The 26,468-nt window shown below is 66.5% G+C and carries 28 protein-coding genes; 20 read left to right on the top strand and 8 right to left on the bottom strand.

Annotated elements, in window-relative coordinates; translation table 11 throughout:
• Window positions 1-203 precede the first annotated feature (203 nt).
• Entirely contained in the window at window positions 204-2,129 is a 1,926-nt protein-coding gene (locus ABEI27_RS05350) for a DHH family phosphoesterase (RefSeq protein WP_375798375.1), read from the top strand.
• Window positions 2,130-2,179: 50 nt separating this feature from the next.
• Here ABEI27_RS05350 and ABEI27_RS05345 read toward each other — a convergent pair whose 3' ends face one another.
• Together ABEI27_RS05345 and ABEI27_RS05340 are read right to left on the bottom strand one after the other, a co-directional pair.
• Complete coding sequence (locus ABEI27_RS05345; protein ID WP_375798374.1) at window positions 2,180-3,892, bottom strand: phospholipase D-like domain-containing protein; 1,713 nt, start codon at window positions 3,890-3,892, stop codon at window positions 2,180-2,182.
• 50 nt (window positions 3,893-3,942) lie between these two features.
• Window positions 3,943-5,265: a HEAT repeat domain-containing protein gene (locus ABEI27_RS05340; protein WP_375798373.1), complete on the bottom strand. Its 1,323-nt coding sequence runs from the start codon at window positions 5,263-5,265 to the stop codon at window positions 3,943-3,945.
• Between the two features lie 94 nt (window positions 5,266-5,359).
• Here ABEI27_RS05340 and ABEI27_RS05335 point away from each other — a divergent pair, with 94 nt between their 5' ends.
• Window positions 5,360-6,145, top strand: a complete 786-nt coding sequence (locus tag ABEI27_RS05335; protein WP_375798372.1) for a class I SAM-dependent methyltransferase — start codon at window positions 5,360-5,362, stop codon at window positions 6,143-6,145.
• Between the two features lie 15 nt (window positions 6,146-6,160).
• Here ABEI27_RS05335 and surE read toward each other — a convergent pair whose 3' ends face one another.
• The 3 genes from surE to ABEI27_RS05320 all read right to left on the bottom strand — a co-directional run bounded on the left by surE (window position 6,161) and on the right by ABEI27_RS05320 (window position 9,316).
• The gene (gene surE, locus ABEI27_RS05330) at window positions 6,161-6,958 is read right to left on the bottom strand and encodes a 5'/3'-nucleotidase SurE (RefSeq protein ID WP_375798371.1); all 798 of its coding nucleotides are present in this window, start codon (window positions 6,956-6,958) and stop codon (window positions 6,161-6,163) included.
• An 85-nt stretch (window positions 6,959-7,043) separates the two neighbouring features.
• Window positions 7,044-8,513, bottom strand: coding sequence for a small ribosomal subunit Rsm22 family protein (locus tag ABEI27_RS05325; protein ID WP_375798370.1), 1,470 nt, complete (start codon window positions 8,511-8,513; stop codon window positions 7,044-7,046).
• Window positions 8,510-9,316, bottom strand: a complete 807-nt coding sequence (locus tag ABEI27_RS05320; RefSeq protein ID WP_375798369.1) for a prephenate dehydrogenase/arogenate dehydrogenase family protein — start codon at window positions 9,314-9,316, stop codon at window positions 8,510-8,512. Before ABEI27_RS05320 ends, ABEI27_RS05325 begins: the two co-directional genes overlap by 4 nt.
• A gap of 267 nt (window positions 9,317-9,583) precedes the next feature.
• Between ABEI27_RS05320 and ABEI27_RS05315 the strand changes: the two genes are divergently transcribed.
• Window positions 9,584-10,087, top strand: coding sequence for a hypothetical protein (locus tag ABEI27_RS05315; protein ID WP_375798368.1), 504 nt, complete (start codon window positions 9,584-9,586; stop codon window positions 10,085-10,087).
• Window positions 10,088-10,089: 2 nt separating this feature from the next.
• Here the strand turns inward: ABEI27_RS05315 and ABEI27_RS05310 are convergent, their stop codons facing one another.
• A complete protein-coding gene (locus tag ABEI27_RS05310) occupies window positions 10,090-11,307 on the bottom strand; it encodes a M24 family metallopeptidase (protein ID WP_375798367.1) in 1,218 nt (405 codons plus the stop codon).
• A 118-nt stretch (window positions 11,308-11,425) separates the two neighbouring features.
• On the opposite strand from ABEI27_RS05310, the gene srp19 reads away from it, so the two are divergent.
• From srp19 to ABEI27_RS05290, 4 genes are all read left to right on the top strand, one after another.
• Complete coding sequence (gene srp19, locus ABEI27_RS05305; protein ID WP_375798366.1) at window positions 11,426-11,707, top strand: signal recognition particle subunit SRP19; 282 nt, start codon at window positions 11,426-11,428, stop codon at window positions 11,705-11,707.
• 2 nt (window positions 11,708-11,709) lie between these two features.
• Window positions 11,710-11,937: an H/ACA ribonucleoprotein complex subunit GAR1 gene (locus ABEI27_RS05300; RefSeq protein WP_375798365.1), complete on the top strand. Its 228-nt coding sequence runs from the start codon at window positions 11,710-11,712 to the stop codon at window positions 11,935-11,937.
• Between the two features lie 113 nt (window positions 11,938-12,050).
• Window positions 12,051-13,748 (top strand): histidine kinase N-terminal 7TM domain-containing protein, encoded by a 1,698-nt coding sequence (locus tag ABEI27_RS05295; RefSeq protein ID WP_375798364.1) that lies wholly within the window; start codon window positions 12,051-12,053, stop codon window positions 13,746-13,748.
• A 24-nt stretch (window positions 13,749-13,772) separates the two neighbouring features.
• Window positions 13,773-14,900: a presenilin family intramembrane aspartyl protease PSH gene (locus ABEI27_RS05290; protein ID WP_375798363.1), complete on the top strand. Its 1,128-nt coding sequence runs from the start codon at window positions 13,773-13,775 to the stop codon at window positions 14,898-14,900.
• A 10-nt stretch (window positions 14,901-14,910) separates the two neighbouring features.
• Here the strand turns inward: ABEI27_RS05290 and ABEI27_RS05285 are convergent, their stop codons facing one another.
• Window positions 14,911-15,411, bottom strand: a complete 501-nt coding sequence (locus ABEI27_RS05285; protein ID WP_375798362.1) for a PUA domain-containing protein — start codon at window positions 15,409-15,411, stop codon at window positions 14,911-14,913.
• 119 nt (window positions 15,412-15,530) lie between these two features.
• On the opposite strand from ABEI27_RS05285, the gene ABEI27_RS05280 reads away from it, so the two are divergent.
• Window positions 15,531-15,722 carry a hypothetical protein gene (locus tag ABEI27_RS05280; protein WP_375798361.1) on the top strand — a complete coding sequence of 64 codons (192 nt, stop codon included), beginning with the start codon at window positions 15,531-15,533 and terminating at the stop codon, window positions 15,720-15,722.
• A 17-nt stretch (window positions 15,723-15,739) separates the two neighbouring features.
• On the opposite strand, the gene ABEI27_RS05275 is transcribed toward ABEI27_RS05280, so the two are convergent.
• Entirely contained in the window at window positions 15,740-16,237 is a 498-nt protein-coding gene (locus ABEI27_RS05275; protein WP_375798360.1) for an NYN domain-containing protein, read from the bottom strand.
• A gap of 147 nt (window positions 16,238-16,384) precedes the next feature.
• On the opposite strand from ABEI27_RS05275, the gene ABEI27_RS05270 reads away from it, so the two are divergent.
• From ABEI27_RS05270 to psmA, 12 genes are all read left to right on the top strand, one after another.
• On the top strand, window positions 16,385-16,828 hold the full coding sequence (locus tag ABEI27_RS05270) for a low molecular weight phosphatase family protein (protein ID WP_375798359.1): 444 nt from the start codon (window positions 16,385-16,387) through the stop codon (window positions 16,826-16,828).
• Window positions 16,829-17,124: 296 nt separating this feature from the next.
• Window positions 17,125-18,039: a 4-hydroxy-tetrahydrodipicolinate synthase gene (dapA, locus tag ABEI27_RS05265; RefSeq protein ID WP_375798358.1), complete on the top strand. Its 915-nt coding sequence runs from the start codon at window positions 17,125-17,127 to the stop codon at window positions 18,037-18,039.
• On the top strand, window positions 18,039-18,860 hold the full coding sequence (gene dapB / locus ABEI27_RS05260) for a 4-hydroxy-tetrahydrodipicolinate reductase (protein WP_375798357.1): 822 nt from the start codon (window positions 18,039-18,041) through the stop codon (window positions 18,858-18,860). Before dapA ends, dapB begins: the two co-directional genes overlap by 1 nt.
• The gene (locus ABEI27_RS05255; RefSeq protein ID WP_375798356.1) at window positions 18,857-19,702 is read left to right on the top strand and encodes a 2,3,4,5-tetrahydropyridine-2,6-dicarboxylate N-succinyltransferase; all 846 of its coding nucleotides are present in this window, start codon (window positions 18,857-18,859) and stop codon (window positions 19,700-19,702) included. The genes dapB and ABEI27_RS05255 overlap by 4 nt, the downstream gene beginning before the upstream one ends.
• Entirely contained in the window at window positions 19,699-20,943 is a 1,245-nt protein-coding gene (gene lysA / locus ABEI27_RS05250) for a diaminopimelate decarboxylase (protein ID WP_375798355.1), read from the top strand. The genes ABEI27_RS05255 and lysA overlap by 4 nt, the downstream gene beginning before the upstream one ends.
• Window positions 20,940-21,815 carry a diaminopimelate epimerase gene (dapF, locus tag ABEI27_RS05245; RefSeq protein ID WP_375798354.1) on the top strand — a complete coding sequence of 292 codons (876 nt, stop codon included), beginning with the start codon at window positions 20,940-20,942 and terminating at the stop codon, window positions 21,813-21,815. Before lysA ends, dapF begins: the two co-directional genes overlap by 4 nt.
• Window positions 21,816-22,976 carry a M20 family metallopeptidase gene (locus ABEI27_RS05240; RefSeq protein ID WP_375798353.1) on the top strand — a complete coding sequence of 387 codons (1,161 nt, stop codon included), beginning with the start codon at window positions 21,816-21,818 and terminating at the stop codon, window positions 22,974-22,976.
• Window positions 22,977-23,034: 58 nt separating this feature from the next.
• On the top strand, window positions 23,035-23,589 hold the full coding sequence (locus ABEI27_RS05235) for a BGTF surface domain-containing protein (protein ID WP_375798352.1): 555 nt from the start codon (window positions 23,035-23,037) through the stop codon (window positions 23,587-23,589).
• 88 nt (window positions 23,590-23,677) lie between these two features.
• Window positions 23,678-24,382 (top strand): RNase P subunit p30 family protein, encoded by a 705-nt coding sequence (locus ABEI27_RS05230; RefSeq protein WP_375798351.1) that lies wholly within the window; start codon window positions 23,678-23,680, stop codon window positions 24,380-24,382.
• Complete coding sequence (locus ABEI27_RS05225) at window positions 24,366-25,067, top strand: class I SAM-dependent methyltransferase (RefSeq protein WP_375798350.1); 702 nt, start codon at window positions 24,366-24,368, stop codon at window positions 25,065-25,067. The genes ABEI27_RS05230 and ABEI27_RS05225 overlap by 17 nt, the downstream gene beginning before the upstream one ends.
• Before the next feature lies 1 nt (window position 25,068).
• Entirely contained in the window at window positions 25,069-25,548 is a 480-nt protein-coding gene (locus tag ABEI27_RS05220) for an Rpp14/Pop5 family protein (protein WP_375798349.1), read from the top strand.
• Between the two features lie 4 nt (window positions 25,549-25,552).
• Window positions 25,553-26,308: an archaeal proteasome endopeptidase complex subunit alpha gene (psmA, locus tag ABEI27_RS05215; protein ID WP_375798348.1), complete on the top strand. Its 756-nt coding sequence runs from the start codon at window positions 25,553-25,555 to the stop codon at window positions 26,306-26,308.
• Window positions 26,309-26,468 lie beyond the last annotated feature (160 nt).

Genomic DNA, 26,468 nt, shown 5'->3' with positions numbered 1-26,468 from the left:
TCTCGCTCGACCGGAAGAATCGCATACGCGGGACTGAGGTTCGTCGCCTTCTAAGCGTTCCGATCGTTCGGGTCGTAGCCGACTGCGCCGCCGCGGAGTGCACCGAATTCTGTGGGCCAATTCCCGGAACGCTCATCGCGTCTGTGACCCTTGATGGAGTCGGATTGTAAAGTCTTAACCGCTGGCCGCCACTTCCGTACACTATGACTGTCGATAACGCCGGGGATTCCGGCGGCGAGTCCGCTTCGAATTCGGAGGGCGACTCGCGTCCTGTCGTCTACGATCTCGCACCGAACTGCACGCTCGAAGAGATCTCCGAAGGTGACCGCTATCACGCCGTCGTCAACGGCGTCGTCGAGTACGGTATCTTCGTCGATATCTCCGACGAAGTCTCGGGGTTAGTCCACGAATCCAACCTCGATCGCTCCTACGAAGTCGGCGATCGGCTGACCGTGACCCTCGAAGAGATCAAGGAGAACGGCGACCTCGCCTTCGACGTCTTCCGCGAGTCCTCATACCAGACGATCGTCGTCGATCACGAACCCGACCTGACGCCGATCGCCGGGTTGTCCGCGGGCGAGGAAGTCCACATCGAGGGCCAGGTCGCACAGATCAAACAGACCGGCGGCCCGACCGTCTTCCGGATCGCCGATGAGACCGGCATCGTCTCCGCCGCGGCCTTCCGCGAGGCGGGGGTCCGTGCCTTCCCGTCGATCGACCTCGATGACGTCGTTCGGATCGGCGGCACCGTCGAGTCTCACGAGGGTGCGCTCCAACTCGAAGTCGATTCGATGACGCGACTCGAAGACGAGGCGATGGCGGAGGCCCGCGAGCGCCTCGACGAGGCGTTCGAACATCGTGCGGAACCCGATGACGTCGAACCGCTCGTCGAGTGGCCCGCCTTCGAGAAACTCCGGGACGATCTCCGTGATCTGGCGCACCTGCTCCGACGGACCGTCCTCGAGGGGCGGCCGATCCGGGTCCGACACCACGCCGACGGCGACGGAATGTGCGCCTCTGTGCCGGTGCAGCTGGCGCTGGAGAACTTCATCGAGTCCGTCCACGACGACGCCGACGCACCCCGGCACCTGATCAAGCGTCTTCCCTCGAAGGCCCCGTACTACGAGATGGAGGACGTCACGCGCGATCTCAACTTCGCGCTGGAGGGCCGGTCGCGGCACGGCCAGCGACTCCCCTTCCTCCTGATGCTCGACAACGGATCGACCGAGGAGGACGTGCCGGCCTACGAGAACCTCGCGCACTACGACGTGCCGATCGCTGTCGTCGACCACCACCACCCCGACCCCAGGGCCGTCGAGGACCTACTCGACGCCCACGTCAATCCGTACCTCTACGACGAGGACTACCGGATCACGACCGGGATGATGTGCGTCGAACTCGCGCGGATGATCGATCCCGACCTCACCGCGGATCTCCGGCACGTCCCGGCGGTCGCCGGTCTCGCCGACCGGTCGAAGGCCACCGCGATGAAGGACTTCATCGCGCTCGCCGAGGACGAGGGGTACGACCGCGACCGCCTCCTCGACGTCGGCGAAGCGCTCGACTACGCGGCCCACTGGCTGCGCTACAACGACGGCCAGTCCCTCGTGAACGACGTCCTCAACGTCGGTTGTGACGACGAGGAGCGCCACCGGGAACTCGTCGAGTTCCTCGCGACTCGGGCCGAGCGCGACGTCGAGCGGCAGATGGACGCCGCCGCGCCCCATCTCGAACACGAGCGACTCGACTCCGACGCCCACCTCTACACGGTCGACCTCGACGAGTGGGCTCACCGGTTCACTTACCCCACGCCGGGCAAGACCACGGGCAAACTCCACGACCGGAAGGTCACAGAGCACGGCGAGGCGGTCATCACCATTGGGTACGGTCCGGACTTCGCCGTTCTCCGCTCCGACGGCGTCCGTCTCGACATCCCCCGGATGGTCGAGGAGCTGAACGAGGAGGTCGTCGGCGGCGGCGTCTCCGGCGGCGGCCACCTCGTCGTCGGCTCGATCAAGTTCGTGAAAGGAATGCGGGAGGAAGTCATCGACAGCCTCGTCGACAAGATGGCCGGTGCCGAACTCGACGAGGAACTCTCCTCGCAGGCCGTCGTCGATACCGAGGTCTGAGACGACCGCTCCCCCCGCGCGGCCGGGCATAGTCGCTGGCCGATTTCGGCTCATTCGAATTCTATCACCTGCCGCAGGACGACCCCCGCGAGCATCAGCGCTGCGAGCGCACCGAGAACCATCGTCACCTGCACCCGACGGTCTGTGATACTCCGGACCGGCCCCGCCGACTCGCCGGCCCGGTTCCAGTCGGCGTCGAACGTCTGCCCGTAGTAGGCCGCCGGTTCGGACCCGGAGAGCGCGAGCACGACCTCACGGTTTCGCCGCTCGGCTCCCTGGTTCCAGTTGAGGCTGCCGATCAGCACCGTGTCGCCGTCGACGATCGCGCCCTTCGCGTGGACCTTCCCGAACCGTCCGACGGGCCGCGCGATCCGGGCCTCGATCGGAACCCCGCGCTCGCGAAGCGTGGCAGTTCGCTCGACCACTGCGCGGTTCGATTCCGCGTCGTACCAGGCGTTCGAGAGCAGGATCCGGACCCGAACGCCGCGTCTGGCGGCGTCGACCAGCGAGGCGAAGTACGGACCCTCGGCGTCCAACCGCGGTGAGAGCACCCAAACTCGGTTGTCGGCCTCGTGGATGGTTTGTCGGACGGCCGTTCCGGCGTTCTCCGGGGCAGTGAGGAGCCTGATGCGTTCGATTTCGACGCGTGCCGGATCGAAATCGCTGTCGTACGACCCCGAGGCCGGCCCCGCCTCGACGAAGGTGGCGTTCCGCCGGGCCGCACGCCACGGCACCGCGTCCATCCAGTTGGCGTCGTGGGCGAACACGTCGGCCAGCTCCGCGGCAGTCGTCGTCGAGTCAACGCGCACCCCCCAGCCACGACTGTCGTGGCCGCCGGTTCCTGCAGGTTTCCAGTTCTCCGTCAGAACCAGCGCCTGGTCGTCGACGACTGCGTACTTCGCGTGGTGGTAGGTGAACCGGGCGTGTGGTCCGTCGATCACCCGGACTTCGACCCCGCCCGCGACGAGTCGGTCAAGTTGCGCTCGCTGTGCGGTCGTCATCCCGCCGATCGGCCCGCCTTCGAGGAGGACGCGGACGCTGACGCCCCGTCGGTTCGCCGCGAGAAGCGCGTCCGTCATCCGAGACGATGCAAACGTGTACCCCGCGAGGAGAATCCGCGTCTCCGCGCTTCGGAGCGTTTCGATGGCGACCTGTGGTGCGTCCGGGAGGACGAACGCCGTGGCGGTCGCCGCCCCGGTCGAGACGACCCTCCGTGGCTGCAACCCACGAGGCGTCCAGCGGTCTGTCGTCGCGTTCAGCCGTTTTCCCTCGCGGGCCCGGGCGTAGTGAACTCGGTCCACGACAACGCCACCCTGGCGAAGTACCAGGCGCTCGCCAGCGTTCGAGAGATCGAGTCCAGGGCTGGTGACGCGGCCCTCGACGAGTGCCCGCGTTGCGTTCGGCGACGACGAGAGCGCCGCTCGACCGTCGGCTGGCACCTTGACGATGGATTCGCCGTCTTCGAGGGTTAGATTCGGAGCGCCCGCGGTCTCGACGACGACGTACTCACCGCTGTCATTGGCCGCGATCGGATCCGGGAAGACGACCGCGATCCGCGGGGTGCTGGCGTTCGCCGTTTCTGCCGCCTGTGAACTCTGTGTCGGGTGGGCCGCCTCCGGCGTGGCGACGACCGAAACCGGGACGACGCCGACGCTCACGAGGAGCGCTCCGACGAGAATCAGTTGGACGGCCGCCGACCGAGAGATCAAGTGGTCGCCGCTGGGGGTCGAGGGCTCGTCTGACCGGGACGCTCGTGCGGGCACAGCAGGCTTGGCCGCCCGATCCTACTTAAATTCGCGTGAGGAGACGTCGGCTACGCCGTCGGCGCTTTCGTGTCGGTGTCGTCAAGGGCGTCGGCGGCGAGTTCCGCTTCGTGCTGGACGAGGAACGAGCGCTCGTCAGTGTACTCGGCGGCGGCTTCCAGGGCGGCTTCCGTGCCGATCTGACGAAGGGCCCAGGCGGCGGCCGCGCGGACCTCGTCAGTTCCGTCGTTCGCCAGTCTATCCGAGAGTGGCTCGATGGCGCGCGTGTCACCGATGAGACCGAGCGCACGGGCGGCGTACGGTCGGACGGTGTCGTTGTCCATCTCCAGTTTGTTCGCGAGTGCCTGCGTGGCCTCCGTCGAACCGATTTCCCCCAGCGCACGGAACGTCGCCTTCTGGAGCACGGGGTCCGAATCGGTGTCGACATACTCGACGAGCGTCTCGACGGCCCCTTCAGCATCCGAGCCCATCCGACCGAGCGCCTTGATCGCCTTCTTGTCGCGTCGCTGTGCAAGTTGGTGCATCTCTTCGAACGCCTCGGGGTCGGCCATCCGGACGAGCGTGTCCATACAGTGATCCTGCATAAACTCCGACTGGAGGCTGTCCTTCGCGAGCAGCACCATATCCACGCGGCCTCGACTCTCCCACTCTTTGAGCGCCGACAGTTCCGGCGGGAAATCCTTGTAGTGTCCGAGGACGTCGTAGAAGCCCTCTGCCATCAACTGCTCGTTCGTCTCGAGGTCGTCCCACTCCTGGGCGTCTTCCAGCCCGGATTCGAGTTCGTCGGTCGCCTCCAGCAGCGACGCGATGGTCTCGGCGTCCTCGTCGGCGTCGAGGCCGGCGTCCGCGACGGCCCCGGCGACGGTTTCGAGCACCGTATCCAGGGCGTCCACGTCGACACCCTCTTCAGAGTCACTGTCGGCCCCGACCGTCTCGTCGAGGGACTCGCCGACCGCGTCAGCGAACGCCTCGACGGCGTCGGCGACCTCGGACTCGCCCTGGGCCGTCCAGCGTGTCTCGGTCAGTTTCGAGCGCGCCGAGTCGATCTCATCGGTTACGTCGCTCGCGTACGGGCCGCGCTGGGTTTCGAGATTACCCCGAAGGTCGGAGATCCGGGTCTCGATGTCGGCCTGCGGATCCTCAGCGTCCTCGTCGTCCGCAGCCGACTCCGGGAGGTTCGCCTCCTCAAGCGTGGATTCGGTGTCGTCGAGGCCGGCCTCGACGTCGTCAAGATCAGCCTCCGTCTCGGCGGCCTCCAGTTCGGCCTCGAGGTCGTCGAGGCGCTCGGTGAGGGTCTCGGGCGTCGCGTCTGTCGACTCGTCCGACGCCGCCGCGTCAGAATCGGCGGTCGTCTCCTCGTCCCCGTCGCTCATATGGCTGATATCCGTCCGTACCCGAAAAGAGCGTTTCCCTTCTGTCGCGCGTCGTCCGGATCGATTTATGCCCCGGCGGGCGCAACGCCCGATAATGACCGACGAGACAGCGAACAACTGGGACTCAGCCGCCTACGACGACTCGCACTCGTTCGTCTACGAGTACGGTTCTAACGTGGTCGCCCTCCTCGATCCGGCCCCGGGCGAGCGGGTCCTCGACCTCGGGTGCGGTACCGGCCACCTGACCGCCCGAATCGAGGAGATGGGCGCTGACGTGGTCGGCCTCGACCAATCGGCGGAGATGATCGAGACGGCTCGGGAGGCACACCCGGAGATCAACTTCGTCCGCGCGGACGCCCGGCACGTCGATCTCGCGACGTTCGGCGAGAGAGCGCCGTTCGACGCCGTCTTCTCGAACGCGGCGCTGCACTGGATCGACGAGCAAGACGCCGTGCTGGACGCAGTCACCGACGTGCTCCGCCCGGGTGGTCGCTTTGTGGCGGAACTCGGCGGCAGCGGCAACGTGGGCACCATCGTGAACGCGCTCAGCGCCGAAATCGACGCGCGGGAGTACGACCCGCCGAGTGAGCCCTGGTACTTCCCGACCGTCGGCGAACACGCGAGCACGCTCGAAGCGCACGGCTTCGAGGTCCGTTACGCCCGACTGTTCGACCGGCCGACGGAACTCGACGACGGGGCGAACGGATTGGCCGCCTGGCTGGAGATGTTCGGCGACCGCCTGTTCGGGTCAGTTCCCGACGACGACCGCGACTCGGTTGTCGCCGCCGTCGAAGACCGACTCCGCGACGACCTGTACGACGATGGAACGTGGACGATCGACTACCGGCGACTCCGCTTCGTCGCCGTCCTGACCGAGTGACTCACTCCGGGCCGCTCAGACCGCATCCAGATACGTCTCCGCGAGCGCGTCGAGCGCTTCGTGTCGCTCCGTCGTGTGCGGCGCTGTCAGCGGTGATACCGAGACTTTCCCATCGACCACTGCGCGCCGATCGGTGCCTTCCGGATCGGGGAGAGCACCGCTGCGCATCTTGTCCCAGATGCGGTCGTGGAGCGTGACGGTCCCGTTGCCGTCGTGATCGGCGGTCATCTCATAGAGCGTCGACGGTCGCGTGATCTCGATCGGTGCGGGCTCGCCGTCGTGCATCGGTGCGTTGACGTTCAGATACTCGGCCTGCTCGAAGACGCCCGCGCCGAGCGCGTGCTCGACCAGATACGTCGTCGCGCGGGCTGCCTCCTGGAAGTCCGTCGAATCAGTCGCCTGCTCGTGCCACGGCGTCTCCCCACCGCCGGGAACGTACAGCGACACGGCGATCGATGGCACGTCGAAAAACGCGGCTTCCACCGCCGCGCTGACCGTCCCCGAGCGGCCGAGGACGTACGCGCCGAGGTTCGCGCCCTTGTTGCAGCCGGCGACGACCGCGTCGACGTCCGGCCGGAGCGATTCCAGTCCGGCCACGACGCAGTCGGCGGGCGTGCCTTCGATGGCGTAGCCGAGGTCGTGTTGGCGGACGGTGACGTCGCTCGAGAGTTTCCGGCCGACGGCGCTCTGATCGTCGGCGGGGGCGACGGCAGTCACGTCGGCGATTTTAGAGAGCGCGTCGTACAGCGCCCGAAATCCGACGGCGTCGATGCCGTCGTCGTTCGTGAGGAGCAGCGAGAGGGTGTCGCTCATACCGCTACCTACGCCGGCGTGGGGAAATGTGTACCGCTGGCGAGCGTGCGGTTCGGTGTTCGCCCGACGACTTCTCCAGCCAGACTCACGCGACGAACTCGACGAACGTCTCGTCGTCGACGACGAGATTGTACGCTCCCTCGTCATCGTTCCAGAGACACAGCACGTTCTCGACGGCCAGTACGTCGCCGTAGTCGGCGGTCAGCAGAGTCTCGTTCAGCGGGTCTGCCATCGTGGAAACGGCGTAGTGTTCGGTTCCCTCGCTCCCGTCGGAGATCTTGAACAGCGGGTTCGCGTCCGCCTCCGCCGTGAGGTCGCGGCTCAGCTTGACCGCGAGCAGGTCGATCCGGTTCGTGACGTGTCGCTCCATCTCGGCCATCCTGGCGTGGCGGTCGGGACTGGCGCGGACGTCTGCGCGACGCATTCCGTCGGGCCGGAGAATCGCGTAGGAGAACTGGACCGTCTCGTTCCGGAAGGTCCCGTCACCGGGCGTGCGCTCGGATCTGTCCGCGGACGCTCCTGCGCGAGCGTCCCCGTCGTCGGGGGACGGTGACGGGTCGCCGGCCTCGTCGAGCCGACGCTGAAACGGCGGGGCCGCGACCTCGTCTCGCCGGTCGAACGACCAGCCGCGATCCGACGGCGCCTCGTCCGGCCACAGTCGGAGCGTGGGCGCGTATACCGACACCTCCGCGTCGGTCGGGGCCAGCGCGCGCTCGACGTCGCGCAACTGGGTGCTGGTGTTGCGGTCCGCGGGCGCTAATGCGACGAACGAGCCGTTGTCCGCGACGGCGTCGAGATAGCGCGCCGCGACTGCTTCCGGGTCTTCGAGTTCGCTCAGGACGTTCGCGAACAGCACCAGATCGTACGTCTCGTCGGGGTCGAACGCCTCCGCCGTCTCGTGGTGGATCGTCGTCCGGAAGTTCTGTCCCGTCTCGGTCAGCATCCGCTCGAGGACGTCGGCCGCCGCCGACGGCTCGACGGCGTGGTAGTCGACGACGGCGTCCGCGGGCAGATAATCGTGTATGCCCAGTGCCGGGCCGCCGGCCCCCGCGCCGACGTCGAGCACGCGCAGCGTGCGGGGAAGTTGCTCGCGCTCCGTGAGGTCGTCGAGGACGTATCCGATTGCGGCGTAGTAATCCGGGAGGTGATACATCGCGTAGCCCAGTGCGGCGACTGCGTCGTATTTGACGGGGGTCCCCTGATAGTACTCCTCTTTGAACTGGCGGATCACCGTTCGCAATCGGTCGCCGGTCTCGCCGCGGTGCCAGTTGGCTCCGTACCGCTCGATGAGCAGGTCTTCGAGCGCGAACGCGTAAGACTCCGGGAACGTAGTCGGATTCCACCCCGGTTGCGGTGCCGGGTCGTCGCTCGCGAGGACGAACGTCCCGTCCTCGCGCTCTCTGAGTCCGAGATCGAACGCCTCCTCGCGAAGCGTCTCCCGGACAACTGCCGGATGTGGCGTCCCCTCGATATACTCGTGGATCTCCTCGGGATCGATCGGACGAACGTTTCTGAGATACTTCGCGTTCGCGCGGACGGCGTCGCGGTCGATCACTGTCTTGACTCCTCGTCGTTGGCATCACTCTCTGCTCCGCTCCGAACCGCTCCTGGTGGATCGCCCGGCAAACCCGCCTCGGCGTACAGTTCCTCGAACGCGTCGCCATCGGCGTCAGCGACGCGGCGCGCGGCCTCGGCGACGGCGTCGGCTCCCTCGAACGACTCCTGGATCTCGCGATAGACCCGTGGGGTCCCGCCGGTCACCGTATCGACAAGTTCGTCCAGGCGCTGTGAGACCGGCGTTGCAAACTCTTCGCGCACATCGCGCGCAGCGAGCGCGTACGCGAGAATGGCCGTGTGCGCTCCGGCCTGCACTGTCTCCATCGCCGCGTCGTGCGCTTCAGGTTGGGTCTCGAACACGTCGTTTCCGGCGTCGGCGATGGTCTCCAGCGCCCGGTCGGTGACCGGTCCCCGCGCGTCGACGACAGCGGCGACGTTCCCCGGTGCGTTCGCCGGCGCGAAAAGCGGGTGCAGACTCACGCGCTCGCGGTCGGTGAGGCGAGCACGCATCTCTGTGACCGGTTCGACCATCACACCGGTGACGTCGAGCATCGCCCGTTCGGCCCGCGCCGCGTGGGCCTCGATTGCCCCGCCGACGGCGCTGATCGGGACCGCGAGACAGACCGCCTCGAATCGTTCTGTGGTGTCGAGACTCACGGCGCGCGCGCGCTCACCGAGCGCCGCTGCGGCCGCGTCGGAAGCGTCGGGGTCGCGGTCGGCGAAGGCGACGCTGAACGACGCTGCGAGCGTTTCGCCAGCCCAGCGCCCCATTCCGCCGGCCCCGACGACGAGTACCTCCATTGCCGCGGACTACGCGCCGCCGCAATCAAAAGGAGTTCGGTGACGCGATTACTGAGCTACGTTATCAGATGTGATTTTCGAGGCCATACGTTTAAGTCGGATAATCGAACAAGTTGCTCTTGGGGGGAACGAACCTGCATCAGTGTGATGATGAGCGATCAGTTGGCCCCAGTGGTTGTCGAAGGCGCCGTGTCGCACACACCTGCAGTGCTTGGCACCGTTCAACCCCGAACGGCCACCACCGATGGATGTAGAAGCACCAACCGAATGAAGTTTCCCACAACGTCAGGCTCCGACAAGCACGGCCGGCGAGTGACGCTACCCACGGATCTCGACGGCGAGCAGACGCTTGTCGTAGTCAGCTTTCACTTGCGACAACGATCGCTCGTTTCGTCGTGGCGCGAATTTGCCGACGAACTCCGTGAAGAGTTCGAGCACTTCGAGTATCACGAACTGGTTGTCGGACGCGAGGGGGGAATGCTCCCACCGATGTCGAAGGGGGGGATGTCACCGGCGAACGCCAGTCACCGACTCCACGAGAACACCGTATTCCTCTCGGTGAACAAACAGGCGTTCCAGCGGCAACTCGGCATCCTTGGGGACCAGACGATCCACACGTTCCTTCTTGAAGACGACTACGTCGTCCGCCGGGCAGCAGGCGTCCTCACCCCCGAAACCGCCGGCGGCCTGGAATCACTCCTCCGGGAGTACCGCGACGTGCAGAACCGAACGTCTACCGGCGTGGGAAGCGCCGGCGAATCCCCGAGTTGACCTCAGACAGTCAAATCGAACGGATAGTCGGTCAGGTTCTCATAGCCGTCTTCTGTTACGACGACCAGATCCTCGAGCCGCATCCCGCCGACTGCCGGGTCGTACAGTCCGGGTTCGACGGTCACCACGTGCCCCGGTCTGAGTTCGCCGCCGTCCGGCGATAGCCGCGGCAGTTCGTGGATCTCGAGACCGACCCCGTGGCCGGTCGAGTGGATGAACCCCGTCTCCGTTGTCGAGTCCGAGCGCAGCGTCGGCCACCCGGCGTCCTCGTAGACGTCGCAGACCGCGTCGTGGACGGCGCGTCCCGTCGCGTCGGGTCCGAGGACATCGAACGCCGCGTCCATCGCCGCTTGCGTCAACTCGAACCACTGACGAACCGTCTCCGTCGGTTCGCCCTTGACGAACGTCCGAGTCATATCCGCGTGGTACCGTGTCGTCTTTGATCGGGGGAATATGTCGATGATAATCGGCTCGTCGGGCCGAAGCGGCCCGCTGCCCCGGTCGTGCGGATCCGCGGCGGCGGCACCGCAGGCGACGATCGTCTCGTCGAGTGCGCACCCGTTGCGGAGCAGTGTTACCTCGATCTCCTGCTTCACGCGCTCGCTCGTCAGGATCTCGCCGTCGTGGACCAGCACGTCACCCCTTGGATCGCCATCGGTTTCGATATCGTCGACAGTGGCGGCGCGCCGGACGGTCGCCGTTGCCAGGAGGTCGTTCGCGGCTGCCATCGCCGCCTCGTTGGCGCGCTGGGTGTCGCGGATCCACTCGATCTCCGATTGCGTCTTTAGCGCGCGGATCTTCGTCACTACGTCGTCGGTCTCGGGTTCGACTGCGACACCCCGCTCTCGGAGTTGATCGGCGGACCCGAGCGGGAACCGTTCGGTCGTCGCGACGGCGTCGACGTCCCGATCCGCCAGCCAGGTCTCGACGACGCGCGCCTTCGCCTCGCTCCTGCCGTGTTCGGCCGCGAGCGAGCGGTAGTCGTAGTTTGCCAGCCGCGATACGTCGTCAGCGCGGCTTTCGGTCTTCGCGCGACCGTATTCCAGCGCAGAAACCAGGACTGCGGTCGAGTCGGGCGTGTAGAGCGTCACGAACGGGTCGGGCGCGTCGAACCCCGAGAGATAGCGCTGCGTGGCGTTCGATCCCGGGGCGTCGACGAGGTAGCCGTCGCACCCGACGGCCGCCAGATACTCATCGAGTGTGGCGAGGTCCGGATCCATACCTAACCTGTGGACAGTCGCGCCGATAAAGCCTCCCGCTCGTTGCCATCCGGACCGGGGAGTCACCCGACGGCACCGGACCACAACCGTATTACGGACGCGCCGCGGTCGTTGGACTATGGCTGTGGAGAACGTCATCTGGCCGCGCTACATCGACGGGTCGGTCTCGCGTGAGGACGGCCGGCGCGTCCCGCTCGACGACGCCGTCGACGATCCCACCGTGGACGAGATTGCCCAGGCGGTTCAGCAGATCGGGTACGACGCCGTCATCGAGCGTGACGTGACGCACCCCCGCGAGTGGGAGGCGCGGGGCCGCGTCCTCGTGAAGGGCGCGGAGGACTCGACGAAGAACGACCTGGTGCAGGCAATCGCCGCGTACGTCGGCATCCTGCGAGACTGACGATGCGGCGTCTCGGAACCGTCACCCGCACGGCGCAGAACCTCCTCATCGTCCGCTGTGAGGACGACGACCGTCCGGAGATCGGCGTTGCGGCCGTCGACGAATCACTCTCGACAATCGGCCGCGTCGTCGACGTGTTCGGCCCGATGTCGCGCCCGTACGTCGCTGTCACGCCCGAGCAGGAAGTGCGTGCGGCGTCGCTCGTCGGTCAACGACTTTACGCGCGCTGATCGAGACAGATTTCGGCCGCGGATCCACGTCTTGTAATTCCCCTGATAGTCTAATTATCAAACTGTCGAATTGCGAGCCGTAATTTATATAACTCTGCTCCAATCGGCCAACTGTGACACTGCCCCTGCGGGTTCTCCACATCGCCGCGTTTGGCGTCGCGGCGCTTGCATGTCTCGCGGCCGTCCCGCGAGTACGGCAGTTTACAGACACCGAGACGCGGATAGGGCTGACAGGGCTGTTGCTCTGTAGCGGGGTGTGGGCCGCAACGCACGCGCTTCGATTGGTCGCGCCCACCGACGGACTGAAAATCTCACTGTATATGATTGGACTGCTCGTCGGTTTCGCAAGCGTGGGTGCGTGGCTCTACTTCTGTTCGGCTTACACGGGCCACGACTACCATCGCCGACCACTCTTTCGTCAATCTGTACTCGCTCTCTATCTCTCCGTCGCCGGGCTAAAACTCACGAACCCCGTTCACTCGCTGTATTTCACGACCACGTTCTCGACGACCCCGTTCGCTCACCTGTCGATCGACCCCTCGCCGATTCACTGGGTGCTGACGGGACTGGCCTATGCGCTCACCGCCGTCGGCTTCTATATGCTCTATGAGACCTTCACGGAGTCGTATCTGGACACTCGACTGCTCGGAGGCCTGGTCGGGGTTACCGCGATTCCCGTGGCCTTCGACATCCTCGCGTACACCGAGGTCGGTCTATTCATCAAATTCAATTACGAACCGCTGGGCGTCGCGGTCTTCGCTGTGGGCGCCCTGTTCGTCATCGACGACCAGTTCGTCGCTGTGCCGCAGTTCTGGCGGAACCGCGTCATCGAGGCGCTCGACGACGCGGTGGTGCTGATCACGGACGACCGCATCGTCCGCGACGTCAACGAGGCTGCGGCCGTGACGTTCCCAGAACTCGCTGACGCCGTCGGAAGCCCGCTCAGCGAAGTCTGTCCGTCGTTCGCCGCGGCCCTCGACAACGACGAGGACATCATCGCGGTTGAGGACGAAGTCCACACCCGGTACTACCTGCTCGAAACCTCGCCGATCGGAGACGGGCCGGAGCGCGCGGGCGAAGTCCTGATCTGCACTGACGTGACCGAGGTCGAACGACAGCGCCGGGAACTCCAGCGGCAGAACGAGCAGTTCGACGACTTCGCGGAGGCGATCACGCACGAACTCCGAAACACGCTCTCGATTGCGCAGGGGTATCTCGACCTGGTGTCGGATGGGATGTCCGTCGCCACCCCGATCGAGACGCGAGAAGCTTGTGCGACGGCGAGAGAGTCTCTCGGCCGGATGGACCGTATCGTCGCCGATCTCACGACGCTCGCGCGATACGGACAGACCGTCGATTCCACGGAGTTCGTCGATCCCGTCGTCGTTGCCGAGATCGCCGACGAGCGGCTCGACGCATCCGGGCCCGCGCTCACGGTCCACGGCGACCGGGAAGTCGCGGCCGACGAGTCACGGCTGATCAAACTGTTCTCGAACTGCCTCGGGTTTGCGGCCGCGACGGACGCTTCGGAACTGTCGGTGGACGTCGGACCCGAGACGGTCGAGGTGGTCTGTAATGGCGAACCGATCCCGGCCGAGCACGCCGACCGGGCGTTCGAGTACGGCGAGGCGGTCCCGAACGCCGAGACGGGGCTCTTTCTTCCGACGATCCAGACCCTCTGTCGCGTCCACGGATGGTCCGTCTGTCTCGACTCCTCGTATCCCGACGGCGTCAAACTGGTCATTCAGAACGTGCGGACCCGGTCGGGGACAGACGCCGACTTCATCACTCCCGAAGCGCAATCCACATAGTGCGTCGGGGGCAACTCCGGCCGTATGCGAAGACGCGTCGCCGCGGCCGTCGGGTTCGCCGCGCTGCTGTTCCTCCTCGTCCAACTCGGTGCGCTCGCGCTGGTTCCGACGTTCTACGACCAGGGGTATCAGACCGTCGAGGATCCATCCGATCCCACGAACAGTCTCGTCTACATCGGGGCGATCCTCGTCGCCACGGCCCTGATGCTCGCGGCGTTCAAATTCGACCTCGACTGGGCCGTCCGGGGGTTCGTCGTGCTCGCGGCCGCGTCGCTGGCCTGGTACGTCTTCTCGGTGCTGGTACCGCCGCTGGCCGCCATTGCGGCCTCTGTCGCGCTCGCCGTGCTCTTGGTGATCCATCCGGAGTGGTACGTCATCGACGCCGCGGGGGTGTTGATGGGCGCGGGCGCGGCCGGACTGTTCGGGATCAGTTTCGGGCTGTTGCCCGCGATTCTCCTCCTCGCCGTCTTGGCTGTCTACGACGCGATCAGCGTCTACGGGACCGAACATATGCTCGATCTGGCGTCGGGCGTGATGGATCTGAACCTCCCGGTCGTCCTCGTCGTCCCGACCTCCCTTTCGTACTCGCTCGCGGAGTCGACGGCCGACGCTATCGACGATACGTCAGGCGACGACGCCCCCGACGATGCGACTGCTGGAGACGCGGTCGAGGACGCAACTGCGGAAGCGCCCGGCGATAACGCGGCTGAAGATCCGCTCGAGGACGACGCAACCGTGCAAGCGCACGACGACGATACGACCGCCGAGGACGCACCAGCCGACGGCGCGACCGAGAACGAATCGGCTGCGGCGCAGGACGCGACCGATGCCCCTGACGACAGCAGCGTTCGGGACGCCTTCTTCATCGGTCTTGGAGACGCCGTGATGCCGACCGTGATGATCGCCAGCGCGGCGTTCTTCGTTCCGTCGTCGCTCGCCCCGTCGCTCGGCGTGCCCGGCCTCCCGGCGCTGAACCTCCCCGCGCTGACGGCGATGGTCGGGACCTTCGCGGGGCTCTTCACGCTCCTGTGGCTGGTGCTGAAGGGCCGCGCGCACGCCGGGCTGCCGCTCCTGAACGGCGGTGCGATCGGCGGGTATCTCGTAGGCGCACTCGCCGCGGGCGTGCCGGTACTCACCGCGCTGGGGCTCTGACAGAGCGCGGCTACGGTTCGGCGTCGTCGTCGACGCCGGCACCCTCGCGCACGCTGACCGCCATCCCGGCCTCGAAGTCACGCATCGCATCCGCCGAGAGCTCCGCTCGACCGACTGCGAGGACGGTGTCGTCCTCGCGGACGACCGCGACTTCGTCGCCCGGCCTGACCACGGGGTCGACGTCGCGGACGAACTTTGCGAAGGTGTTCTTCCCGTCGCGAACGAACGGTTCGCTCTCCGCGCCGACGACGACCCGGGCCGCCGGACGGTCGAGCGCGTCGACGAGTCGCTGGCCGCCGGCGATACCGAGCGTGAAGCGCCCGTCCGTGCCGTAGGAGACCACACGGCCATTCTCGACGACGAGTTGTCGCGGCCGGCCGCTCGTCGATCGGTGGACGGTCACCCGCTCGTCGTCGCCGGTGGGAAACAACGCCTCACCCGCCCCCGCCCCGAACTGGTAGTTCGCAACTGTTCGGAGTTCTTCGAGGGTCTCTGCGTCGGCTTCGCTCATATCCACGCTCCCGGGCCGAGCGGCAAGACCTTCCCGGTCCCGGCTCTCGGTATGAGAGTCAGTACCGCAGCCGATCGAGTCGTAAACCCATATATACCGGCGCGGCCTGCGGGACGAGTATGATCGCTAACGCGCGTCTGGTGGCGCTCGGTGTATTCCTCCTTTTCACTAGCAGTGGGCTCTTGTTCGAGACGGGCGTCAACAGTACGCTGGCCCTGACTGTCGCTGCAGTGGCTATCATCGGGACAGGACTTGCGGCGCTCTCTGTCGTCCGGACGGGCGCTGCCGTCCTCGTGACTCGGTTCTCCTGACGCAATCGATCGCGCCCTCACAGCAGGAACGTCTCCTCGCGCTCCGAGAGGTCGAGGAAAGCGTCGGATGCCTCAATCAGCTCTTCGGCCGTCGACTCTTCGAACGCCATTACTTCGACGCGGACACCCTCGTGGCGGAGGTGCGAACACAGCCGAGAGAAGTCGCCGTCGCCGGTACAGAGTACGACCGCGTCGACGTGGTTCGCGAGCGTGACGGCGTCTAGACTCATCCCGACGTCCCAGTCGGCCTTCTTCGAGCCATCACCGAACGTCTTGATCTCCTTGATCTTCGGCTCGAAGCCGATGTCGACGAGCGCGTCGAAGAAACTCTCCTCCTCCGGCGAGTCCGCGCGGACGACGTACGCGATGGCTCGCGTGAGTTCCCGTCCCGAAACGCCCTTCTCCAAGAGCGCGGAGTAGTCGATGTTTCGGGAGTAGAGGCTCTGTGCGGTGTGATAGAGGTTCTGTGCGTCGGCGAGAATCGCCACCCGCTGACTCGGGTGAATTTCTGTCATACCGTTACTGGGGTCGGCATCATACATGAATGTCCGGTCCTGAAGTGGCGCTCGTATCTTGCGCTCTCACCCACCTTCGACGACCTGTGCCAACCGGGACTGCTATGTCCCCCGGCGTCCCCGGTAGGAGTGAGCACTGACCCCACGATGACAGAGACAACAGATGGCGACTCGATCCGCATCGCATTCGTTTGCGTACAGAACGCCGGTCGATCACAGATGGCGCACGCGTTTGCCCGGCAGGAACTCGACGCGCGCGACCTCGGGAATCATCTTGAACTCGTCACCGGTGGAACGCGCCCCGCCGACCACGTTCACGACGTCGTCGTCGATTCGATGGCGGATGTCGGGATCGACGTCAGCGATCGGACGCCCCGCGAGGTGACCTTCGACGAGATCCAGGGCAGCGACTACGTCATCACGATGGGCTGTTCGGCGGATGACGTGTGCCCCGCCGGCTGGGCCGGCGAGAATCGCGACTGGGGGCTGGACGACCCGGACGGACGCCCGGCGGACGAGGTGGCGCGCATCCGCGACGAGATCCGCGAGCGCGTGTCCGCTCTCTTCGACGAACTCGACGCAGACAGGTAATCTGCGTCACTATCCTCTCTACCAGAGTGGTCGACTGCGGGTCGATCCGCTCAGGGCGACTGCGAAACGTATATATTTTCGGCCGTTCATCAGTTCGATGTGATGCACGCCACGCCGTCCTCCACGGGGTCGCCCCCGCAGACAGCGACGGGTGGCGCTCTTTTCAGCGGTAAAAAACGCGCGTGCTAAACGCTCTGGGCGGGAGTGGCATCCCCGTCCCTGGCGGCTTCTCGGCGCGCGCACCGACGCTCGAATGACGACAGAGACAATCCCCAACCGACAGTAGACACCCAACAATGACAGACATCGACTTCACCGGCGTGTTCCCCGCGATGACCACGCCGTTCGACGAGAACGAAGCGATCGATCACGAACTGCTCGCAGAAGACGCCCGACGACTTGAAGACGCCGGCGTCGCCGGCCTCGTGCCCGCCGGTTCGACCGGTGAGAGCGCGACGCTGACGCACGACGAACACATCGAAGTCGTCGAGACAGTCGTCGAGGCCGTCGACGACGTGCCCGTCGTTGCGGGTTCCGGGTCGAACTCGACCCACGAGGCGCTCGACCTCTCACAGCGCGCTGCGGACGCCGGGGCTGACGCCCTGCTTCTCATCTCACCGTACTACAACAAGCCCGAGCAGGCGGGCCTTCGCGAGCATTTCCGGGCGATTGCCGACGCGGTCGATCTCCCGCAGGTCGTCTATAACGTTCCGAGTCGAACGGGCCAGAACGTCGAACCCCAAACGGTCGAGGCGCTGGCCAGCCACGAGAACGTCCGAGCGTACAAGGCCGCAAGCGGAGACATCGCACAGATCTCCGAAGTGATCGAACGAACGCGCGACGAGGATCTGGCGGTTCTCTCGGGGGACGACGCGCTGACGCTGCCGGTCTGCACGCTCGGCGGCCGCGGCGTCATCTCCGTCGCCGGCAACATCGAACCCGAACGCACCGTCGAACTCGTCGACGCCGCCATCGAGGGCGACCTCGACCGCGCCCGTGACCGCCACTACGAACTGTCGCCGCTGTTCGGACACCTGTTCGTCGAGACCAACCCGATCCCGGTCAAGGCCGCAATGGAGATCCGCGGCTACGGCCCGAGTCGGGTCCGCTCGCCACTGACGGACCTCGAAGACGACAACTACGCCGAGATGGAGCGGATCCTGACAGCACTCGAGGAGGCGGCCGACCCCGAGCGGACGGAGGCCGTCTGATGGGCGGGCACCGAGTTGCGATCACGGGCGCGAGCGGCCGGATGGGTGGCGAACTCCTCGCGGCCGCGGCCGACGACGACGCCGCGGAGTTCGTTCTCGCTGTCAGCCGAACGCCCGAGGCAGTCGCGAGCGGTGACGCCCCCAATGCCCCCGACGCGGTCGTCGCCGACAGCGACCTCGAGGCCGCACTCGCCGACTACGACGTCGACGTCCTCGTGGACTTCACCGTTCCCGAAGCGAGCGTCGAGTACCTCCGCGCGGCGGCGACCAACGGCGTCGCCGTCGTCGTCGGCACGACGGGCTACGACGACGCGGATCTGGCAACGCTCGATGCGGTCGCCGAATCGGTGCCGTTCCTCCGCGCCTCGAACTTCTCACGGGGTGTCGCGGCGCTACGCAGGGCCGTCCGTTCGGCCGTCGGGGCGCTCCCCGGATACGACATCGAAGTGACCGAAACCCATCACAACGGCAAGCTCGACGCCCCTTCTGGCACCGCGCTCACCATCCTCGACGACATCGACGAGGCTCGCGGCGACGACGCCAAACGGGTCCACGGCCGCGAGGGAGACCAGCCGCGCGAGGGCGACGAAATCGGCGTTCACGCCCGACGCGCGGGTGACGTCACAGGCGAACACGAGATAATCCTGGCCGGTAACGAGGAGGTCATCGAACTGACCCACCGCGCGGGTTCCCGTGGGATCTTCGCCGCCGGGGCGCTCGACGCCGCGACCTGGCTCGTCGGCCGTGACCCCGGCCGATACGATTTCGACGCAGTCTTGGACGCCGACCGAGATGCAGGCGATACCGGAGCATCCCAATGAGTCTGGAATCCGACATCGAAGATCTGTGGCAGCGCTATCAGGACGACGGCGTCTCAGCCGAAACGGCGGGTTCGGGCGTAGAATCCACGCTCAACGCGTTTCTCGAAGCCCTGGAGACCGGCGACGTCCGGGCGGCAGAACAGGTCGGAGACAGCGGCCCCGACGGCTGGGTGGTCAACGAGTGGGTCAAGCGCGGCATCCTGCTCAACTTCAGCCTGCGCGAGACACTTCCACGAGAGTACGGCGACGTCACGTACTACGATGTCCTGCCGCTCCGTTCGACGACCGATCTGGGCGGCCGCGGCACGCGGAATACGCCCGACGGCACTGCGATCCGCCGGGGTGCGTACCTCGGCTCGGACTGCATTATGATGTCGCCGTCGTTCGTCAACGTCGGCGCGCACGTCGGTGACGGCACCCTCGTCGACTCCTGCGACACGGTCGGCTCCTGCGCCCAACTTGGCGAGAACGTCAAACTCGGCGCGAACACGCTGATCGGTGGCGTCCTCGAACCGGTCGAGGATGCGCCGGTCATCGTCGAGGACGGCGTTTCTCTCGGCGCGGGCTGTCGCGTCACGTCCGGGTTCCACGTCGGCGAGAACACGATCGTCGGCGAGAACACGCTACTCAGCCCCCGGATTCCGGTGTACGACCTCGTCGAAGAGGAGGTCATCTACGGCCACCTGCCGTCTGACCGGCGCGCGTTCACTCGCTACGTGGAGTCCTCGCTCGGCGATCACGACCTCTTCGAGTCCGGCGCGTACAAGCCCGCGGTCGTCGCGCTCGACATCGAGGACGATACGCTCGATCAGACCCGTCGTGAGGAGGCACTCCGAGAATGAACGACGTCGGCGACGGGGGGCCGGCGGTCAGACGCCTCGCCGACTGGGACGGCGAGGACCTCCTCGCACTGGCCGAGGAGTACGAGACGCCGCTCTACGTCGTCGATGGCGAGCGAGTAGCCGAAAACTGCGTGCGACTCCGCTCGGCGTTCCCTGACGCCGCGCTCAAGTACGCGATGAAGGCCCACGCGGGCCAGTCGGTGCTTCGGACCGTCCGCGAGGCCGGTTTCGACGCGGAGTGCGCCTCCGCGGGCGAGGTCCAGCGCGCTCTCGACGCTGGATTCCCCGGCGAGCGAATCCAGTACACAGCGGTCAATCCGCCCGCTCGCGACCTCGATTACGTCGTCGAGCGCTGGCGGGAGCACCCCGCCCTGACGATCACGGTCGGCGCGGCTGACACCGTCGACCGCTTGCGTGACCGCAGTTTCGACGGCCGACTGTGCATCCGGGCGAATCCCGGCGTCGGTGCGGGGCACCACGAGAAGGTTCAGACGGGCGCGAACGCGAAGTTCGGGATCCCGATCGAGCGCGTCGCCGATCTTTCCGAGCAGTGGCACGCCGAGTTCGACCTCGTCGGTGTCCACGCCCACGCGGGGAGCGGTATTTCCGGAGAAGACCTCTCGGATCACCGTGAGTTGGTCCGCCGGATGGGCGAACTCACTCGGGAGGTCGAATCCCGGGTCGGCCCGCTTTCGTTCGTCGACGTCGGCGGCGGCTTTGGCGTTCCTTACCGGGAAAGCGAACCGCCGCTCGATCTCGGCGATGTGGCCGACGCGACGCGGGCGGCGCTTGGTGACGTCGAGGCGACCCTCGCGGTCGAACCCGGTCGCTACATCGTCGCCGACGCCGGCGTGCTACTCGCCCGAGTCAACACGGTCAAGCAGGCCCGCGACGCGACTGTCGTGGGCGTCGACGCCGGAATGACGGCGCTGCTCCGCCCCGCGATGTACGACGCCTACCACGCGATCCGGAATATTTCCGCGCCCAGCGCCGAATCTACGTCTGTCACAGTAGCAGGACCTATATGTGAGTCGGCAGACGTCCTGTGTGAACAACGATCGCTCCCGCGGCCTCAGCGTGGACACGTCCTCGCCATCGGCAACGCAGGCGCGTACGGATACGAGATGTCTAACACCTACAACTCCCGACCCCGGCCGGCGGAAGTCGCCCTTTCGGAGACGACTGTTCGACTCGCCCGACGGCGGGAGACCCTGACTGACGTCACTTCCTTAGAGCAATGATTGCACAGCACGACCAGGTACCAGTCGAGAAGTACCACGGCACCGGTAACGACTTCATCGTCGTCGACGCTGACGAATCGATCCCCGACCGCCCCGCGTTCGCGACCGCCCACTGCGACCGGGAGGGCGGCGTCGACCACGCCGACTCACCACGGGTCGGTGCCGACGGCGTCCTCTTTTTGCACCTCGAAGAACATCACTCCCCGCCGCGCGTCGTGATGACCCTCGTCCAGCCGGACGGGTCGGTCGCTGCGATGTGCGGTAACGGCGCGCGCGTGGCCGCCGCGTGGGCGGCAGAACGAACCGGGGCAGACGAGTTGATGATCGATACGCCCGCCGGCACGCGCCGTGCGGTCGTCGACGGCGAATTCGTCACCGTCGAAATGGGCGAACCGATGTTCGGTCCCAGTTACCTTCCCCTTTCGCGGGACACCCAACTGATCGAGGAACCCGTCGAGGGCATCACCGTCACGGCGGTGAACACGGGCGTCCCTCACGCCGTCGCCATCGTCGACGACGTGGACGCGGTCGACCTCGAAGCCGTCGCGCCCGCCGTCCGCCACGCCGACGTCTTTTCGCAGGGAGCGAACGTCACGCTCGCCTCGCGCGTCGACGACGATGCTCCCCACTTCCGCCAGCGAACCTACGAGCGCGGCGTCGAGGGGGAAACGAGTTCGTGCGGGACGGGTGCGGTGGCGGTCGCCGCGGTGGCAAGGCGTCTCGGCCGCATCGACGGGGCCGAGTCGGTGACTGTCAGTCCGCCGGGCGGTGACCTCCGAATCACGGTGCCCGACGACGGCCCGACGACGCTCGCCGGCCCGGCGGAGCGCGAGTTTGTCGGCGAACTCGACCTCGTCGTCCGGTCGGCGTAGATGTCCGAACCCGACGGCACCCGCACCGACGACGACGCGGCGTTCGATCCCATCGCCTTCCTCGAAGCCGCCGTCCCGATCGCCTCGAACGAGAGCGTCGAAGCGATGCGCGGGTTCCTGATCGAGACGCTCGACGCGCACGGCGTCGATGCCCACGTCGACGAGGCTGGGAACACGATTTCCTCGAAGACCGGCGCCAACGCGGGAAGCGACCCCGAGACGCATCTCGTGTTCAACACCCACATCGACACGGTCTCACCGCACGTCCCCTACGAGATTCAGCAGGTCGACGGACAACTCGTCCGCATCAGCGGCCGGGGCTCCTGTGACGCCAAGGGCCCACTGGCTGCCATCTTGGCAGCCTTCTTCGCTGTCGACCCGGATGACGACGCGCGAGTAACACTCGCAGTGACGCCCGACGAGGAGGCGCTTTCGACAGGCGCGGCCGCGCTCGACTTCGACGCTGATCTGTACGTCGTGGGCGAACCGACCGGACTCGACGTCTGCACCGCCGCGAAAGGTCGCTTCCAGGGGACGCTCACACTCTCCGGAACGGCCGCTCACGCCGCCGAACCGGACTCAGGCGTCAACGCCGTCACGGGTCTCGAAGGCGCGCTCGCCGCCGTTCGAACGTTCGACGACGGTCGCGAGGCGCACCCCCAACTCGGCCGAGCGACGCTGACGCCGACGACCGTGACCGGCGGCGAGGCGACGAATCAGGTCCCCGCCGCGTGCGAACTCGTCCTCGACCGCCGGAGCGTCCCGCCGGAGACGGCAGGCGGATTCCGGAGCGAACTCGACGCGGCCGTCCGCGAGGCCGTCCCCGAACCCGTCGGCGTCGACTTCGCGCTTACGGACCGACCGACGCCCGTCCTGGAGGCGTTCTCGACCGACGTCGACCACGAACTCGTTCGGACGCTCGCTGCGGCGGCCGAGCGCGCCGGTGGCTCCGGCGACATCAGGCCGTTTACCGCCGCGACGGAGGCGTCGTACTTTGCGCCTGCGCCGGTGGTCGTCTTCGGACCGGGCGTTCTCGCCGACGAACAGGGTGCCGTCGCACACGCCGAGCGCGAGTACGTCGACGTCGCGGACGTGCGCCAGGCCGCCACGGCGCTGACCGACGCGACGCGGCAACTCGTCGGGTCGGCCTCGACAGATTAAACAGCGATTTACGTATTCCTCGGATACTTTTTGTCCACTTCCGTCGGTTCAGGTGGAGATGTCATTTAGCCCACCTTCCGAGCTGTCGGTCGAATCCGACGGCGCGTACGCCCGTATCGCCTCGTGGCTCCCGTCGCGGCGCTCTCTCGCCGCGTTCGGTCTCGCGGTGTTGTTGCTGTGTTCGACCGCGGGACTTCCGGTCGCCGCGCAGTCTACCGACAGTTTCGAGTTGACGACCGGGAACGTCACATCGACCACAAACCAGACGATCACCGGAACCACGACGCTGGAGGCCGGCACGGAACTCCAGGTTCGGATCCGGTCGTCGGGCGAGACGGACCCGCAGTTCTTGCGGACCGACACGGCCACGGTGACTGGATACGGTACCTGGAACGCCACGTTCGACCTGTCCGCGGTCGAGACGCACGACACCGTCGAGGTCACTGTGGCCGGCGTCGACGAGAATCAATCGGCCACCTTCGAGGTCCCGGTCCGTAACGATGGAGCGCCAAACAGAAGTACGGGATCCGGAATTTCGACCCCCGGATTCGGTGTTCTCGTCGCTGTCGCCGCACTGCTCGGGGCTATGGGACTTGCCAGACGGCGTCGCTGATTCGAGACCCGTTTGCCGGTGGAGGCTCCTAGTAGTCCCGGTCTCTCCGACCGTAACCCCCATACTGATCGGGCGTGTTCGTTCCGGTATGTACGAGGCGGTCCACGCCCATCCCGACGGCGACAGCACGGCTTCGCGGTTCGTCACGACAGCCGAGCGACATGGGTACGAGGGCGTGGTCGTCCGCGCTGACGACGCGGCCCCCGACTACGAGCGCCTCCGCGAAGCGGCGAACATCGACGTCGTCGACGGGACCGAGATAACCGCGCCCGATCCACAGCACGCCAGTGGCGCGGTCGGAAACGCGCGGCCGAAACACACCGTTGTCGCCGTCCGCGGCGGGACCGACAGCCTGAATCGTTTTGCGGTCGAGCAGGCCCGCGTCGACGTTCTCGCCGCGCCGTTCGAGGGCGGTCCCGCAGACGGCGACGTGAATCACGTTCTCGCAAAGGCCGCACGCGACAACGACGTTCGGATCGAGGTGAATCTCGGCCCGGCGCTCCGGGATCGCGGTGGCCACCGCGTCCGTCACCTCGACAACCTCCGACGACTCAAGCGGTTACTCGACCACTACGACGCGCCGTACGTCGTGAGCGCGAACGCCGACTCGCACCTGCAACTCCGTGCCCCCCGAGAGATCGCCGCCGTGGGGGCGGAGATCGGCCTCGGCGAGGAGTGGACTCGCGAGGGACTCGCGGCGTGGGGCCGACTCGTCGAGCGGAACCGCGAGCGCCTGTCCGAGTCGTTCATAGCCCCGGGCGTCGAACGTGGCCGATATGAAGAAGACGATTGAGGAACACGCCGATCGCTTCTCGGCGGTCGCCGAGTCCTATGACGACGAACAGGACAGCCAGGAGTATCTCGCCTGCGCCGATCTGGTCGTCACACACGCCGATCCAGAGTCCGACGACGTCGTCCTCGACCTCGGGACGGGCACGGGGGCGATCGCGCTGGCACTGGCCCCGGACGCGGCACGCGTTGTTGGGCGCGACATCAGCGCGGGAATGCTCGACCGTGCCCGCGAAAAGGCGGCCAACGCGGAGATCGACACCGTCGCGTTCGGCGAGGGTCGGTTTCGAGAGCCGAACTACGACGGATCGGTCGGGATCGTCACCTCGAACTTCGCGATGCATCATCTCTCCGACGCGGAGAAGCGCGAGGCGATCGCTACCATCGCCGATCTGAATCCACGGCGCTTCGTTCTGGGTGATGTGATGTTCTTCGGGACGCCTGACCCCGGCGAACCGTTCTACAGTCCCGAGGTCGACGATCCGGCCACCGTCGGGACGCTGGTCGACGCACTAACCGACGAGGGATTCGTACTCACGACTGTCGAGGGCGTCCACGATCAGGTCGGCGTCCTGGTGGCCGAACGCTTCGGCGAATCGAGTGAGCGCGTCGCTGTCGATAGCGGCGCCGACGTATCGTCGAACGAACCGGCTACCGGCGGCGGCGGCGACGGCGCACAACAGGACTGATATGCGGCACCTCCCGAAGCATCTTCAACCGCGCTGGCGGTATCTCGGCGTCGAGATCGAGACGTGGCCCGACGCCGACTTCGACCGCGGAGCCTTCCAGCGCGACCTCTGGTACGCGGCGCAGAACCTTTACGGCGACGTGGGGAGCGCCAAGGCGGACCTGACGGTTCTCTCGTTCGACCTCGCTGGCGGCGACGGTGAGACGATCGTCCGCGCCTACCGGGGGCAGACGGACCCCGCCCGCGCTGCGCTGGCGACGCTGAATCTCGTCGACGGCCACGAGGTCGGCCTCCGCGTCCGCGGGATTTCGGGCACCGTTCGTGCCTGTGAGGAAAGGTATTTGAACGGTCGGGCCGGAACTGCAGAACAGAGAGACGTCGTGTTCGAGACCGAACCCCGCGCCGCCGTCGTCCGCGACGACCGCGTTGACGTCGAACGCGACGGGGGGTTCGCGGGCGCGACGCGACTCGATTTCGAGTGATACTATGCAGGGACAAGCCCAACAGCAGGCGTACGACCGTGGGATCACGATCTTCTCGCCCGACGGTCGTCTCTATCAAGTAGAGTACGCGCGGGAGGCCGTCAAGCGCGGGACAGCGAGCGTCGGCGTCCGGACCGAAGACGGCGTGGTGCTCGCGGCCGACAAGCGGTCGCGCTCCCCGCTGATGGAACCGACGAGCGTCGAAAAAATTCACAAGGCTGACGACCACGCCGGGATCGCCTCGGCGGGCCACGTCGCCGACGCGCGCCAGTTGATCGACTTCGCGCGCCGGCAGGCGCAGGTCAACCGCCTCCGTTACGGCGAGGCTGTCGGCATCGAAACGCTCACGAAGAACGTCACCGACCACATCCAGCAGTACACCCAGGTCGGCGGCGCGCGTCCCTTTGGCGTCGCGCTGTTGATCGGCGGCATCGAGAACGGCGCGCCCCGCCTCTACGAGACCGACCCCTCGGGGACGCCGTACGAGTGGAAGGCCGTCTCGATCGGTGCCGACCGCAGCGACATTCAGGAGCACCTCGAAGAGAACTACGCGGACGACCTGACGCTGGACGAAGGCGTCGGTCTCGCGCTCCGAGCGATCGCGTCCGCGAACGAGGACGAACTCGAAGCCGACGGCGTCGACGTCGCGACGGTGTCGGGCGAAACTGAGGCCTTCGTCGAACTCGAAAACGACGAGATCGCCGGCTACATCTCCGAGAACGATCTCGAACCGGTCGACGAAGACGAGAGCGGCGAGTAACCCTCCCGCACGGCGCCTCGCTGGAACGGTTCCCTCTTGTTTCCTTCATTTTTGAAGATCGCCCCGTTCCCAGCGGCTGTCTTCCGATTGTAGGTTCTGTTGCTCTCCAGTCGGCCAGCGAACGACCCCGCGCAAAAACCACTCGTTCTCTCGGGCCTCG

This window comes from Halobellus sp., assembly GCF_042218505.1.
Taxonomy (GTDB): domain Archaea; phylum Halobacteriota; class Halobacteria; order Halobacteriales; family Haloferacaceae; genus Haloquadratum.
Note: the sequence above shows the minus strand (reverse complement) of the source record. Positions and strands in the feature narration are given on the sequence as shown.